This is a genomic window from Actinomycetes bacterium (genome assembly GCA_036000965.1).
Lineage (GTDB): Bacteria > Actinomycetota > CALGFH01 > CALGFH01 > CALGFH01 > DASYUT01.
This window is the reverse complement of the sequence record DASYUT010000161.1, coordinates 15,577-29,387: the sequence shown is the minus strand read 5'-3', so window position 1 is coordinate 29,387 and position 13,811 is coordinate 15,577. Positions and strand designations below refer to the sequence as shown.

Here is a 13,811-nt window from a genome sequence, read left to right as displayed (position 1 = left end):
AACGGTCAGGCGGCCGGGTCCACCGCCGCCCGCAGCCAGTCGACGATCTTCCGGGTCGGGGTTCCAGGGGTGAAGATCTCCGAAACGCCCTGCTCCTTGAGGGCGACGATGTCCTCCTGGGGGATGATGCCGCCCCCGAAGACCAGCATGTCGCCGGCGCCCCGCTCGTGCAGGAGCTCGATCACGCGGGGAAACAGGGTCATGTGGGCACCGGACAGGATCGACAGGCCCACCGCGTCGGCGTCCTCCTGGATGGCGGCGGCCACGATCTGCTCCGGGGTCTGGTGCAGGCCGGCGTAGATGACCTCGAAGCCGGCGTCGCGCAGGGCGCGGGCGACCACCTTGACGCCGCGGTCGTGCCCGTCCAGCCCCGGCTTGGCCACCACGACCCGGATGCGTCCCTGCGCCACGGCACGCCGTCCTTTCGCTCGCGACCCTTCACACTCCGTACAAGGTCCGGCGCCGCGTTGCTGCCGGGCCCCTTGGCACTCCGTAGGCTGGGCCCTGGGCTCCGCCCCGCCCCGGTGGTGCCGGCCGGCCGCGCGGCAGGGCGCCGCCGAGGCAGCCTACCCTGTGGCCCGACCGTGCCGGGAAGATACTACCCGTGAGGCAACCGTCCCCAACCCGCCGAGGAGCCCGACCGTCCATGCCCGACCAGCATCCCGAGACCCCGCGCACCGCCTACCTCCCGCCCCGGGCGGCCAAGGCCCGCAAGCTCATCCTGCGCACCCAGCTCGGCCTGGCCTGGCTGCTCGCGGCGAGCGTGTTCGCGCTCGTCATCCTGGTCGCCGGGAGCTTGTTCCTGCTGCAGGGAGGCCGTCCCGGCGCGCCCTGGGTGCGGGTGGCCGCGGTGGCCGCGGTCCCGGAGGGGTCGGTCGCCGAGGTTCCGGCGGGCGCGGGGCTGGTGGTGGTGGTCGACCGCAGGGGCGGGCTGCTGCAGGCGTTCCTGGCCGAGCCAGGGCCCTGCCCGGTGACCGCGGCCGCGGGCTCGGCCGGCTTTGCCCGCTCCTGCCAGGACGAGGCGTGGGATGCTGACGGCACCCCGAGGCGGGCGGGGGCGCCAGCCCTGCGCCGGGTCCCGGCCCGGCTCACCCGGGGCGACCTCTACGTCGACGTGCGCGCCGCGACGCCCTGAGGGACCCGCGGCAACCTGGTGCGGTCAGCGCTCCCACTCGACCTCGCGGACACCCTCGAGCTCGGTGAGGGCCTCCAGGAACCGCTCGGCGTCGTAGCGGGGTGGCAGCTTGACGACCACTTGGACGCGGCCGCCGTCGCCGTTCTGGGTGCGTTCCAGGCCACGGAGCCCGATCTTCTCCTTGTGGGCGAGGTCGGTGAGCTTGCTGGCGGAGAAGCCAGGGCCGACGAGCAGGCTGAACTCCTCACGGCTGCTGGCACGATGGCGCAGCACGTTGCGGAACGCGCGCAGCCCGACCAGGGTGGCCAGCACGAGCACGGTCGCGCCGAGCGCGAGCACGTAGCGCCCGGCGCCGACGGCGACGCCGAGGGCGGCCGAGGCCCAGATGCTGGCCGCGGTGGTGAGCCCGCGGATGGAGGCCCCGTGACGCAGGATGGCCCCGCCGCCCAGGAAGCCGATGCCGGTGACGATCTGGGCGGCGATCCGGGCCGGGTCCCCCGGCCCTTCGAAGCCGTATGCGGAGACGAGCGTGAACAGGCAGGCTCCGATGGTGAGCAGCATGTGGGTGCGCAGGCCGGCCGGCTGGTCGGAGAGCTCGCGCTCGGCGCCGACGGCCCCCCCGAGCACGGCCGCCAGGGCCAGGCGGGCGAGCAGCTCGAGATCGGTCGGCATGATGGGCTCCAGGAGTCGGCCACCGGATGCTACCCCCGTGAGCAGGCCCGCTCACGGGAATCCGGCGGGGTGCCGTCACCAGGCTCGGATCTAGCTATTTCTGACTATGCGAGGGCCATCCTGAGGGTGGGTGAGCGGATGGTCCCCTGGGGTCGATAGCTAGCGTGGGACGGCCACGGAGGGTGGCTGCGGGCGGGTGAGGGGCGAGGTGGACGGTGATCGCTCGGGTGCTGCGCGCGACCGCCCACTCGGAGCGCGAGGCGCTGGCCATGGCCGCGCTGTGGACCTCCGAGATCGGGCCCTTCGAGCGGGCCAGGCCCGGCTTCCAGGGCGGGGTCCTCCTGCGCGAGGGGCCCGACCTGCTCGCGGTGAGCTGCTGGGACGCCATGAGCACCGCCGCCGCCCTGGACCCGCTGTACGGCAAGGTCGCCGCCTCGCCGCTGGAAGGTCTCCTGGCCCGACCGCTGACGTGCCGGTTCTGGGCCCTCTGAGGCGCCGGAGGAGCCGTGGCCGCAGGCCCCGACGCAGGCCCCGAGCGCTGCCTGCTCGCCGAGCTGGCGGCGGGCGCCGAGGGGACGATCGTGGAGCTGCGCTTCGCGCCCCACCACCGGCCCGCGCCCGAGTCGCCGCTGCGGCGGGGAGCCGCGGTCTACGTCGTCGAGGCGTCAGGTGGCGGGTGGCTCCACGTGCGCATCAACTTCCGCGAGTACTCGGTGCCCCCGGGCGTGGCCGACCGGGTCGTGGTCGCCGTCAAGCAGCGACCGGCGCCCCGTGCGGCCGGCCCGGAGACGGCCGGGGCCGCCTACGCGGTGTTGCTCTCTCGTGCCGGCCGCACGGCCTGGCGGGTCAGGCTGGTGCACCGGGACGACGGCGCGGTCGTTCTCAGCGAGCCGTTCGACAGCGAGGCCGACGCGCGGCGCCGGCTGGACGAGCTTCGCCGCGACGCGGCCGCCCTGGACGCCGCCGCGTTCCGGTCCCGCCACGGCCTGCCTTGAGCCGGCCGCTACAGCCGGCGGGCCGTGTCCAGGTCGCTCACCGCGAGCACGAGCTGCTTGGAGCCGTTCTTCTCGCCGGCCAGGTAGACCGCCTCGAGGTTGATCCCGGCGTCGGCCAGCCGCCGGCAGTAGCGGCCAAGCGCGCCCGGCTCGTCCTCGAGCGTCACCACCAGGACCTCGCGGACCCGCTCGGGGGGCATGCCGGCCTCGCGCAATGCCCGCACGGCCACGTCGGCGGGCTCCACCACCAGGTGGGCGAGGGCGCCGCCACCCGGCACGGCGAGCACCGCGACGGCCCGGATGTCGACGCCGCGCCCGCCGAGCAGCTCGCCCAGCGTGGCAAGCGTCCCCGGCCGGTCCTCGAGCTTCACCACCACCTCGGTCAGCACCTGCCCACCCCCTCCTCGTCGCGGTCCTCACCCGGGAGCCGGGCGGCTCCGGTGCCGGCACCGGGCCTCACCCGTGGTCGTGCACGCGGTCGTGCCGGTGGTGCTCGTGGTCCGCCCCGTCCGGGCCGGGCCGGGTGTGGTGCAGCGTCTCGCTGTGACTGGCGTGCTCGTCGACCCCGGCCGGGTCGAGGTGGACGTCGACCTCGGACACGCCAGGCACGGCGTGGAAGATCTGGTGCCTGACGCGCTCGGCGAGGTCGTGGGCGCGCCCCAGCGGCAGCTCGGGGTCCACCCCGACGTGGACGAGCACGTGGAGCGTGCGGCCCACCCAGCGCGCCCGCACCGCATGCGCGGCCTCGACGCCCTCGACGGACCCGGCGGCCTGCTCGACCCGGTCGATGACCTCGGGGTCGACCCGGTCCATCAGCCTGGCCAGGACGTCCCGGACGGTACCGACCAGCACCCAGGCGATCACCGCCGAGAGCAGCAGCCCGGCCAGCGGGTCGGCCGTGGGCCAGCCGGCCCAGGCCCCGGCGATGCCGACCGCGGCGGCCAGGCTGGCCAGGCCGTCGACACGCGAGTGGCGGCCGTCGGCCTCGAGCGGCACCGAGTTGATGCGCCGGCCGACCCGGATCTTGTACTGGGCCACGGCCTCGTTGCCGGCCATGCCGACCAGCGCGGCGGCCAGGGCCCAGCCGGGGTTGCGCAGCGGGGCGACCGGACCGGCCAGCTTGGCCAGCGACTCGGCCAGCGCCACGCCGGCCGAGGCGGCGATCGCCAGCACCACCAGCACGCCGGCCACGTCCTCGGCCCGGGCCAGGCCGAACGTGTAGCGGCGGTCGGGCTGCCTGCGCCCGACCCGGAAGGCGATCAGCAGGGTGACGGTGGTGAACACGTCGCCCAGGTTGTGGAGCCCGTCGGCGAGCAGCGCGACCGACCCGCTCGCGGCCACGAACGCAAGCTCCACCGCGGCGGTCAGCGCGAGGGCGAGGGCGGCCCGGGCGACCGCCCGCGCCCCTTCGTCCTCGCCCTCGCGCGATCCGGCGACCGGCACAGGGGCGTGGCTGTGGCTACCGCTCATCGAGCCCTTCCTCCAGGTGGCACCGGGCGGCGCTGTCCGTCTGGCACAGCCTGACCCAACCACGCCCGGCGCGGCAAGCACGCTCCAGCCGGGGGCCGGAAAGGCAGCGGGCCCACGGCGCCGTCCGGGTGGGATCGGGGGCGCCAGGGCCCTGCTGCCGGAGGCCGCCCTCGCCCAAAGTGGGCCGGGGCCTCCATTTCACAAGGGTAAGGGACGGCGGCGACCCACGCCAGGGCCTTGCCGCAAAGAGCAAAGGGACGCGGTGAAGACCCCTGTGATGAAGACCCCTGTGATGAAGACCCTTGGGAACCCGTTGAGCTGGTACTGTCGAGCCGGCGGCCCGGCGGGCCGCGAGCCACGTCCCGGAGGTGCCCCATGAGCGCTCGACCAGGCAGCGAAGCCCCCGACCGCAACCTCGCTCTCGAGCTCGTCCGCGTCACCGAGGCCGCCGCCATGGCGGCCGCCCGCAAGATGGGCTACGGCGACAAGGAGCTGGTCGACCAGGCCGCGGTGGACGCCATGCGGGCGGTGCTCGGGTCGGTGTCGATGACCGGCGTGGTGGTCATCGGCGAGGGCGAGAAGGACAACGCGCCGATGCTCTACAACGGCGAGGAGATCGGCAACGGCACGCCGCCGCAGGTCGACATCGCGGTGGACCCGGTGGACGGCACCACCCTGACCGCCAAGAGCATGCCGAACGCGATCGCCGTGGTCGCCCTGTCGGACCGGGGCACCATGTTCGACCCGGGTCCCTGCGTCTACATGGACAAGCTGGTGGTGGGCAGGGAGGGTGTCGACGTGATCGACTTCGAGGCGCCCATCCGGGACAACCTGCGGGCGCTGGCCAAGGCCAAGGGAGGCGAGGTTCCCGACCTGACCGTCTGCATCCTCGACCGGCCACGGCACGAGGACAAGATCCGCGAGGTTCGCGAAGCGGGCGCCCGCATCAAGCTGATCCCCGACGGCGACGTGGCCGGCGCGATCATGGCCGCCCGGGACGGCACCGGCGTCGACATCCTCATCGGCGTCGGCGGGACGCCGGAGGCCGTCATCGCCGCGTGCGCGCTGAAGTGCTTGGACGCCGTGATGTTCGGCCGGCTCTGGCCCCGCAACGACGAGGAGCGCACCGCCGCCCTGGACGCCGGGTACGACCTCGACCAGGTCCTCACCATCGACGACCTGGTCCGGGGCGACAACGTGTTCTTCGCGGCCACCGGGGTGACCGACGGCGAGCTGATGCGGGGCGTGCGCTTCGACCGGCGCGGGGCGACCACCCAGTCGCTGTCGATGCGCTCCAAGTCGGGCACGGTGCGCCTGATCGAGGCTCGCCATCAGTTCTCGAAGCTCAGCAGGTACGCGAGCATCGACTTCGGGTAGGACCTGGGCGGGCGGGTGCATTTGACCGGGGTTCTAGGCTGCGTCCATGCCCTCCCGCCAGCCGGTCGTGGTCGTCGGGGCCGGGGTGTCCGGCCTGGCCTGCGCGCGCGTGCTGGCCGGCGCCGGCCTGCCCGTCGTCGTGCTGGAGAAGCGCCGGGGCGTGGGCGGGCGGATGGCCACCCGGCGGGTGGCCGGGACGGTCGTCGATCACGGCGCGCAGTACGTGACCGCGGGCAACCCCGAGTTCGCGGCGTTGCTGCGCCGGCTGGCCGCCACCGGCCTGGCCGAGCCCTGGGCGACCCGCCTGCACCGCTACAAGAGCGGGCGGCTCGCCGAGGGCGGGCCGGCCGAGTCGGGCCGGGTCCGCTGGGCGTTCCCCGACGGCATCGTCACGCTTGCCGAGCAGCTCGCCCGCGGGCTCACCGTGCACCGGCAGGTCCGGGTGACCGCCGTCCGGCCGGCGAAGGGTGCGAGCTGGGAGCTGGCCACCACGCCAGCGGGCGTGTGGGTGGCGCGGGCGCTGGTGCTCGCCCTGCCCACTCCCCGGGCGGTCGAGCTGCTGACCGGCGTCACCGGCCTGGAGGAGCTGGCCGGGACGGCGGCGCGGGCCGCCTACGACCCGTGCTGGGCGCTGGTCGCCGGGTACCCGGACGCGGCCCCGCCGACCTGGCGGGGCGTGTTCGTGGACGGCGGCCCACTCTCGTTCCTCTGCCACGACTCCTCCAAGCGCCACGACCCCGCCGGCACGGTCCTGGTCGCCCACGCGACCGGGGCGTGGACCCGGGCCCACTGGGACGACGACCCGGCGCGGGTCACCGGCGAGCTGGTCGCCGCCACGGCGCGAGTCGCTGGCGGCTGGGCGGCCGATCCGGCCTGGACCAGCCACCAGCGCTGGACCCACGCCCAGGTCGCGGAGGGTGTGGACGTGCCCTGGCTGCTCGGCCCGGGGCACGCGCCGGTCGGGCTGTGCGGCGACTGGGGCGAGGGCGCGAAGGTCGAGGGCGCCTGGCGCTCGGGCCACCGGCTCGGCCACGCCCTTCTCGGACGCGTCGGATGACCGCCGGCGGGCCGGCCCTGAGTGGGTCTCCGGCCGCAGGCCGCTCGGGCGGGTGTGCCGGGGCCGGTGGGTCGGCGCGGCGCCGGCGGGTCGGGTCGGCCGGTCGGCCCGGCGGGTCAAGGCGCCCGGTCCTCGACCCGCCCGTGCTCGGCCCCCCGGCGACATCACCCCGGCTCGGCCGGCGGCGCCCCTGCCTCGGTCCCCATGACGGCCGGTGCGCGGGCCGACTCGTACGCCTCCTCGGCGGCCACCCGCTGCGCGTAGAGGACCTTGACGGCGGCGGCGACCGGGATCGCCATCAACGCCCCGACCAGCCCGAGGACGGTCGCGCCGATGAGGCCGGCGAGCAGCACGGCGCTGGCCGAGATGTCGACTGTGGACCTCAGGATGCGCGGGGCGATCAGGTAGTTCTCGAGCTGCTGGTAGGCCACGAAGAACAGGGCGACGAGGACCGCGGTCGGCCAGATGTCGGTGGCGAACGCGGCGACCGCGACGCAGAGGATCGCGCCCAGGGTGGCGCCGACCATCGGGATGAGGTCGCAGAAGGCGACCAGGATGGCGAGCGGGATCCTGAAGGGGACGCCGAGCACCAGGAACGCGGCGTAGGAGGCGACCCCGGCCACGACCGAGATGAGGATGTTCCCGATCATGTAGTCGCCGACCTTTTCGACCACGAGGCCGACGACCTCGGCCGAGCGCGCCCGCCGGTGGCGGGGCATCAGGCGGACCAGACCGGACCGCAGCCGCGGCAGGTCGGCCATGAAGTAGATGGTGAGCACGAGGATGGTGAGGCCGCTGAACAGCGCCCCGAACACCCGGCTGGTGAACCCGAGCAGGCCGGTGCCGAGCCGGGAGGGCAGGCTGCCGACCAGCCCCTGGATCTGGCGGGACACGTCGAACTGCCGGTTCAGCACCCGGAAGCTCCGCGAGCGCTGGTTGAGCTGCTCGAAGTACCGGGGCAGGTCGGCGGTGAACGTCTGGAACTGGGAAGCCAGCGCCGGGATGATGGAGACCAGGAACGCGACCGCCACCACCACGACGAGCCCGATGATGATCGTCACGGCGAGGCCCCGGCTGACGCCGCGGCGGTTCAGCCAGCGCACGGCGGGGTCCAGGCTGACCGCGAAGAACAGCGCGATCAGGGCCCGGATGAGCACCGCCTGGGCGGCGACCACGGCACGGGCGCCGAGGTACACGGTGAGCGCGCCAAGGCTGGCGAACAGCCCCCAGCGGTAGGCGGCCCAGGACCGGCGCCGGGCCCGGTCCTGGGCGCGCTCGCCGTTGCCGCCGGTCGCCGTGACAGTGACGGCGCCAGTGTCTGGCGTCCTGGCCATCGTCGAGTACCCTCCCGGGAGTCGGCCCTCATGCGGGGCAGGGCAAGTAAAGGGCCTCTAGCCCCTCGGCTCAAGTGCGGACCAGGCTAGGCTGCTGCTCGACCGGGCGGCTGCTCGACCGGGCTACTGCTCGACCGGGCGGCTGCTCGACCGGGCGGCTGCTCGACCGGGCTGCTCGACCGGGCTGCTCGACCGGGCTGCTCGAGGGCGGCGTTGCCGCGATAGGCTTTGGGCCGTTGGCTGCCGCCCCGCTGGAGGGACACGGAAATGACCGAGATAAACGCCTCGAACTACGACCAGCTCGTCGCCGCCGTGGACCGGCTCTCCAACGAGGAGCTGGTGGCCGCCATCCAGAGCCAGGAGGGCGGCGTCGACGGCACGCTCGAGCAGGTCTACCAGGGCATGGTCAACTCGTTCAACCCGCAGAAGGCGGCCGGGCAGCAGGCCACCGTGCAGTACGAGATCGCGGCTCCGGACGGCCCTCATCCCTACGTGATGCGGATCGCCGACGGCCGCTGCGAGGTCGAGAAGGGCACCGCCGAGAGCCCTCGGGTCACCCTCAAGATCGGCTTGGGCGACTTCCTGCGCCTGGTCACCAACAGGCTGCCCGGCATGCAGGCGTTCATGACCGGCAAGCTCAAGGTGTCCGGGGACCTGTTCTTCGCCCAGACCTTCGCCTCCTGGTTCGACCGCCCGGCCTCGTAGCGCCGGACGCGCGGGAGGTGGCGATGCCAGGTCACCTGGGCTGGGGTGCCTGGGCTGGGGTGCCTGGGCTGGGGTTGCCTCCGGCCGGGCACATGGCCACACTCCGGAGCATGGCAACCACCCTGTTCCTGGTGCGGCACGCCAAGGCGGCCGACCGGCGGCGCTGGACCGGGGCCGACCGGGACCGGCCGCTCACCGGGCGTGGCCGGGCGCAGGCGGAGCGGCTCGCCAGGGCGCTCGCGCCGGAACGGCCCGCCGTGCTCGCTGCCAGCCCGTGGCTGCGCTGCGTCGAGACCGCGGCGCCCCTGGCCGCCACGCTCGGGGTGGGGCTGCGGCTCGACGACCGGCTCGGCTACGACCAGGCCGACATGGACGGCTGGGTCCGCGAGGCGGCCGCCCACCCGGGCTCCGCCGTGGTCGGAGTCGGCCACGGCGACCTCATCCCGATGTACCTGCTGCGGGCCGGCCTGGTCGACGGGCCGCCCGACTTCCGCACCGGGTCGCTGTTCCGGGTCCGGGTCGAGGACGGCCGGCCGTTCGAGGTCGCCTACGTCGACCGGGACGACCTCCCCGAGCCTGCCGCCTAGGACCCTCGGTTCCTCTGCGTGCTCGCCTGGGCGCGCTCAGGATTCGATCGGGTTCCCGGATGCCCGTAGGATGTTGGTCCATGCCCACCGACCCGAGCATGCCCACCGACCCGAGCACGCCCACCGACCCGAGCACGCCCACCGACCGGTCCGTCCCGGGCGACGGCATCGCCCTGCACGCCAGGGACTGGGGCGGCGACGGGCCCCCGGTGGTGCTGCTGCACGGGCTCGCCTCCAACTGCCGGATCTGGGACGGGGTCGCGCCCCTGCTCGCCGCGGCCGGCTTCCGGGTGTTGGCACTGGACCAGCGGGGCCATGGCGAGTCCGACCAGCCGGCGGGCGGCTACGGGTTCGAGCCGGTCGGGCGCGACCTCGAGGCCGCCCTGGGCGCCCTGGGCATCGCACGCCCGCTGCTCGCCGGTCACTCCTGGGGCGGCAACGTCGCCCTGCAGTACGCCGCCGACCGGGACGCCGATGCCGTCGCCGGCCTCGCCCTGGTCGACGGCGGCTTCATCGAGATCTCGGCCTGGCCCGGCATGACCAGGGAGAAGGCGCTCGAGCAGCTTGCCCCGCCCCGCTTCGCGGTGCCGCTGGAGGACTGGCTCGAGCAGGCGGGACGATGGGTGCCACCCAGGATCGACACGAAGAACGCGTCCTTGCCTGACGCGCGCAAGGCCTGGGTGCGGGCGTTCCTGCGCGCCGGCGTCGAGGTCGACGCCGGGGGCGTGGCCCGCGCCCGGTTCCACTTCGGCAACCACATGCAGGTCGTCGAAGCCCTGTACGACCAGCGGCCGTCGGAGCTGTACGCCAAGGTGGCCTGCCCGGTGCTGATCTGCCCGGCCGGCAGCGACGAGTTCGCCGCCGCCAAGCGGCCAGCGGTCGACCTGGCCGCCTCGCGGCTGCCCGACGCCCGCGTGACCTGGTTCGAGGACACCATGCACGACATTCCCCTGCAGCGCCCGGAGGCGCTGGCCGCTGAGCTCGCCGGTTTCGCCAGGGAGGTGGCCGCCCGTGGGTGAGGTCTGCCGGGTCGGCGTGATGGGCATCCGGGGGTCGTTCTCCGAGGAGGCGGCCCTCGAGTACGCCAGGGACAACAAGCTCGGCGAGGTCGAGATCGTGGAGCTGGTCTCCACCGACCGGGTCCTGCGGGCGGTGGCCGCCGGCGAGGTCGAGCTCGGCATCTTCGCGCTCGAGAACTCCAACGGCGGGGTCGTCTACGAGAGCGTCTACGCCATGGCGGCCCACCGCTTCCACGTGGAGGACCTGTTCGAGATCGACGTCAACCACACCCTGCTCGTCCATCCCGACCTGCCCGGCCGGGGGGCGATCGACCGCATCGCCTCCCACCAGCAAGCGCTGCGGCAGTGCCGGATGTGGCTGCGCCACCACTTCCCGACCACGCTGGTGACCGAGGAGCCCGACACCGCCGAGGCGGCCCGGATGCTGGCCATCGGGGAGCTGCCGCCGACGACCGCGGTGATCGCCGCCGAGCGCTGCGCCGAGCTGTTCGGCCTGCGTGTGCTGGAGCGGCGCATCCAGGACCTCAAGTTCAACTTCACCACGTTCGTGGCCGCGAGCCGCATCGACCCGTGACCCCGGGCCGGGCCCTCGCGGCCCCCGGGCCTGTCCGGGCCTGGTGCATCCTGGGGGGCTGCACCCTGGGGGGCTGCATCCTGGGGGGCTGCATCCTGGGGGGGTGCACCCTGGGGGGGTGCACCCTGGGGCCATGAGTGGCTTCGATCTCGGGCCCGAGGCCAGGCGGCGGGTCGCGCGGGCGGTCAGCACCGGGGAGGCGGTCGCCGACCCGGCACTGGCCGCGGCAGCGGTCATGCTGGCCCGCTCGGCCCAGGCGCGGCTGCGGGCCCGGACGCTGCGCAGCGCGCTGCGGATCAGCGCAGCGACCACCGCCGTCTGGCTGGTGCTGGTGGTGCTGCCGGTCACGCTCAACGCCGGCGTCTACTGGACGGCGCTGGCCGCCGGTCTCGGCGTCGGGGTCGTGCTGTTCCTCGCCATCCTGCTCGTCGGCTGGCGCCAGCTCCGCCTGGCGCGCCGGGCCGAGGCACGCAACCAGCGCCTGCTGGACCCCGGACCGGGGACGCCGGACCCGGCAGCCGACCGGTAGGGCACCACCCGCCGTGACAGCCGGTGCTGCCGTCCCGCCCTCCATCCCGACCTCGAGCCCGGGTCAGCGCTCGTGGATGACGAGCGAGCCGACGATCTTGTCGGCGAACGTCTGGCGGCGCGGGTCCCACAGCGGCCAGAGGTAGCCGAGGCAGCACGGCAGCGAGTCCACGAGGTGGACGACCCAGCGCAGGAAGACCAGGCCGGTGCCGAGGGGCCGCCCGTCAGCCTTGCGGAGCAGGCGGATGCCCATCGCCTGCTTGCCCCAGGTCTGGCCGGTCCGGCCCTGGGCGGCGAACTGGTTCCACAGCATCAGGCCGAGCGCGAGCAGCTCCAGCACGATGCCGAGGACCAGGAAGACCGCGCGGTCGGGCCCGGCACCGCTGTCGGCGGCGAGCTGGAACACGGTCGTGCCCGGCACGTAGAGGAACGCGACGATGAGCCCGTCGAGCAGGGACGCGACGACCCGCCGGCCCCAGCCGGCCAGCGGGTACCCCTCGTAGTAGCCGGGGCGGTCGGGGTCCGGCGCGGGGTCGCGGCGGCGGACCCCAGCCTGCCCGGTGGACCAGTAGGCGACCGGGACACCGAACCCGGGCCGCGCGCCCGGCCCGACCGGATGGGAGCCGGGCAAGCCCGGACGCCAGTCCAGGTCCGCCTCCCGCCCACCGGTTCCATCTCCCGCTGTCGACATACCGGCAGTCCTCGTTCGATGTGGGCGGCGGGAGCCTCCCCGATCCGGGCCAGGTCCGGCAATCGGGACCTCTACGCAGGCCGGCAGGGCGCGGTCAGCGGCGCAGCGCGCGCAGGGCGGCGGCCACGCCTGGGCGGGCGAACTCCTCGTAGGCGTAGGCGGCGGCCCGCATGCCCCGGTAGTAGTGGGACAGCAGCAGCCGCTCGTTGGGCGCGTGGATGCGGTCCTCGGGCAGCATGACCCCGACGTAGACGCAGGCGACGCCGAGGGCGTCGGACAGAGCCCGCTCGGGTCCCGAGCCGCCCTCCCGGGTGAACAGCGGCTCGGTGCCGAAGGCACGGGCGACCGCCCGGGCGGCCGCCTGGTTGCCGGGGTGGTCGATCGGGGTCAGGCAGGGCCGGACGCCGCCGATCGACTGGACGGCCACCTCGCTGGCCTCGGGCGCGTTGGCGCGCACCCACTGCTCGAACAGCGGCTGCAGCTTGGCCGGCTCCTGGTCGGCGACGAGCCGGAACGACACCTTGGCGTGCGCCTCGGCGGGGATGATGGTCTTCTGCCCGACCCCGGTGTACCCGCCCCAGACGCCGTTGACGTCGGCGGCCGGGCGGCCCCCGATGCGCTCGAGCGGCGACCAGCCCTCCTCGCCAGGCAGCGACCGCACGCCGGCGTTGCGCTTCAGCTCCTCGGGGTCGAAGGGAAGGGCCGCGAAGTTCCGGCGCTCCTCGGCGGTCAGCTCGAGGACGTCGTCGTACCAGCCCGGGATGGCGATCCGGCCGCGGTCGTCCTTGAGGCCGGCCAGGAGCCGGACGAGCGCCTCCACCGCGTTCGGGACCGTCCCCCCGAACGTGCCGGAGTGCAGGTCGGCCGGTGCGGTGCGCAGGTCGACCTGGAAGTAGATCAGCCCGCGCATCGAGGTGACCATCGAGGGCACGTCGCGGGCGTGCATGCCGGTGTCGGACACGAACACGACGTCGCAGGCGAGCCGCTCGGCGTGGTCGGCCAGGAACGCCTCGATGTTGGGGGAGCCCGCCTCCTCCTCGCCCTCGACCAGGAACTTGACGTTGACCGGCAGGCTGCCGTCGGCGGCGAGCAGGTGGCGGATGGCCGACACCTGGAAGTGGACCTGCCCCTTGTCGTCGGAGGCGCCCCGCCCGTGCAGGCAGCCGTCGCGCACGGTGGGCTCGAACGGCGGCGTGGTCCACTGCTCGAGCGGGTCGACGGGCTGGACGTCGTGGTGGCCGTAGACGGTGATGGTGGGGGCGTCCGGACCGGCGCCCAGCCACTCGCCGTAGACGGCGGGCTGGCCGCCCTCCACCGGGATCACCTCCGACTGGAGACCGGCCGCCTCCATCAGCCCGGCCAGGTGCTCGGCCGAGCGACGGACGTCGTCGGCGTGGGCCGGGTCGGTGGAGATCGACGGGATCGCGCACCACTCGGACAGCTCGGCGACCAGCGACTCGGCCTCGGCCTTGACGAAAGCGTCGATGTCAGCCACAAGCTCCCTCACGCAACGGGGCGGAACGACATCCGGCAGGCTATCAGAGGGGCCCGGCGGCCCCGGCAGGCCGTCAGAGAGGGGCCCGGCGGATCCGGCAGGCCGTCAGAGGGGCCCGGGGGCCCCCGTCGCCGGTGCCGGTGGTTGCCGGACGCCTGGCGTGGAAGGATGC

Annotated in this window: 17 protein-coding genes; 10 read left to right on the top strand and 7 right to left on the bottom strand. The window is 74.4% G+C overall.

What is annotated here, in order from left to right; all coding sequences use genetic code 11:
• Positions 1 to 5: 5 nt before the first annotated feature.
• Positions 6 to 410: a cobalamin B12-binding domain-containing protein gene (locus VG276_14265; protein HEV8650533.1), complete on the bottom strand. Its 405-nt coding sequence runs from the start codon at positions 408 to 410 to the stop codon at positions 6 to 8.
• Between the two features lie 236 nt (positions 411 to 646).
• Here VG276_14265 and VG276_14260 point away from each other — a divergent pair, with 236 nt between their 5' ends.
• A complete protein-coding gene (locus tag VG276_14260; GenBank protein ID HEV8650532.1) occupies positions 647 to 1,135 on the top strand; it encodes a hypothetical protein in 489 nt (162 codons plus the stop codon).
• A 24-nt stretch (positions 1,136 to 1,159) separates the two neighbouring features.
• On the opposite strand, the gene VG276_14255 is transcribed toward VG276_14260, so the two are convergent.
• Positions 1,160 to 1,807: an MgtC/SapB family protein gene (locus tag VG276_14255; GenBank protein HEV8650531.1), complete on the bottom strand. Its 648-nt coding sequence runs from the start codon at positions 1,805 to 1,807 to the stop codon at positions 1,160 to 1,162.
• 215 nt (positions 1,808 to 2,022) lie between these two features.
• On the opposite strand from VG276_14255, the gene VG276_14250 reads away from it, so the two are divergent.
• A complete protein-coding gene (locus VG276_14250) occupies positions 2,023 to 2,298 on the top strand; it encodes a hypothetical protein (GenBank protein ID HEV8650530.1) in 276 nt (91 codons plus the stop codon).
• Positions 2,299 to 2,313: 15 nt separating this feature from the next.
• Positions 2,314 to 2,802 (top strand): hypothetical protein, encoded by a 489-nt coding sequence (locus VG276_14245; GenBank protein HEV8650529.1) that lies wholly within the window; start codon positions 2,314 to 2,316, stop codon positions 2,800 to 2,802.
• A gap of 8 nt (positions 2,803 to 2,810) precedes the next feature.
• Here the strand turns inward: VG276_14245 and VG276_14240 are convergent, their stop codons facing one another.
• Both VG276_14240 and VG276_14235 read right to left on the bottom strand, forming a co-directional pair.
• On the bottom strand, positions 2,811 to 3,191 hold the full coding sequence (locus VG276_14240) for an amino acid-binding protein (protein HEV8650528.1): 381 nt from the start codon (positions 3,189 to 3,191) through the stop codon (positions 2,811 to 2,813).
• Between the two features lie 67 nt (positions 3,192 to 3,258).
• The gene (locus tag VG276_14235) at positions 3,259 to 4,272 is read right to left on the bottom strand and encodes a cation diffusion facilitator family transporter (GenBank protein ID HEV8650527.1); all 1,014 of its coding nucleotides are present in this window, start codon (positions 4,270 to 4,272) and stop codon (positions 3,259 to 3,261) included.
• A gap of 375 nt (positions 4,273 to 4,647) precedes the next feature.
• On the opposite strand from VG276_14235, the gene glpX reads away from it, so the two are divergent.
• On the top strand, positions 4,648 to 5,649 hold the full coding sequence (gene glpX / locus VG276_14230; GenBank protein HEV8650526.1) for a class II fructose-bisphosphatase: 1,002 nt from the start codon (positions 4,648 to 4,650) through the stop codon (positions 5,647 to 5,649).
• A 46-nt stretch (positions 5,650 to 5,695) separates the two neighbouring features.
• Positions 5,696 to 6,706, top strand: coding sequence for an FAD-dependent oxidoreductase (locus VG276_14225; GenBank protein ID HEV8650525.1), 1,011 nt, complete (start codon positions 5,696 to 5,698; stop codon positions 6,704 to 6,706).
• Positions 6,707 to 6,870: 164 nt separating this feature from the next.
• Here VG276_14225 and VG276_14220 read toward each other — a convergent pair whose 3' ends face one another.
• Positions 6,871 to 8,040 (bottom strand): AI-2E family transporter, encoded by a 1,170-nt coding sequence (locus VG276_14220; GenBank protein ID HEV8650524.1) that lies wholly within the window; start codon positions 8,038 to 8,040, stop codon positions 6,871 to 6,873.
• Positions 8,041 to 8,307: 267 nt separating this feature from the next.
• Here VG276_14220 and VG276_14215 point away from each other — a divergent pair, with 267 nt between their 5' ends.
• From VG276_14215 to VG276_14195, 5 genes are all read left to right on the top strand, one after another.
• Positions 8,308 to 8,745, top strand: a complete 438-nt coding sequence (locus tag VG276_14215; GenBank protein ID HEV8650523.1) for an SCP2 sterol-binding domain-containing protein — start codon at positions 8,308 to 8,310, stop codon at positions 8,743 to 8,745.
• Positions 8,746 to 8,855: 110 nt separating this feature from the next.
• Entirely contained in the window at positions 8,856 to 9,332 is a 477-nt protein-coding gene (locus VG276_14210; GenBank protein ID HEV8650522.1) for a phosphoglycerate mutase family protein, read from the top strand.
• An 80-nt stretch (positions 9,333 to 9,412) separates the two neighbouring features.
• Positions 9,413 to 10,351, top strand: a complete 939-nt coding sequence (locus tag VG276_14205; GenBank protein ID HEV8650521.1) for an alpha/beta hydrolase — start codon at positions 9,413 to 9,415, stop codon at positions 10,349 to 10,351.
• The gene (locus tag VG276_14200; GenBank protein ID HEV8650520.1) at positions 10,344 to 10,925 is read left to right on the top strand and encodes a prephenate dehydratase domain-containing protein; all 582 of its coding nucleotides are present in this window, start codon (positions 10,344 to 10,346) and stop codon (positions 10,923 to 10,925) included. The genes VG276_14205 and VG276_14200 overlap by 8 nt, the downstream gene beginning before the upstream one ends.
• 133 nt (positions 10,926 to 11,058) lie before the next feature.
• A complete protein-coding gene (locus tag VG276_14195; GenBank protein ID HEV8650519.1) occupies positions 11,059 to 11,454 on the top strand; it encodes a hypothetical protein in 396 nt (131 codons plus the stop codon).
• Between the two features lie 63 nt (positions 11,455 to 11,517).
• Here the strand turns inward: VG276_14195 and VG276_14190 are convergent, their stop codons facing one another.
• Both VG276_14190 and VG276_14185 read right to left on the bottom strand, forming a co-directional pair.
• On the bottom strand, positions 11,518 to 12,144 hold the full coding sequence (locus VG276_14190) for an RDD family protein (protein ID HEV8650518.1): 627 nt from the start codon (positions 12,142 to 12,144) through the stop codon (positions 11,518 to 11,520).
• A gap of 94 nt (positions 12,145 to 12,238) precedes the next feature.
• Positions 12,239 to 13,639 (bottom strand): dipeptidase, encoded by a 1,401-nt coding sequence (locus VG276_14185; protein ID HEV8650517.1) that lies wholly within the window; start codon positions 13,637 to 13,639, stop codon positions 12,239 to 12,241.
• Positions 13,640 to 13,811: the final 172 nt, after the last annotated feature.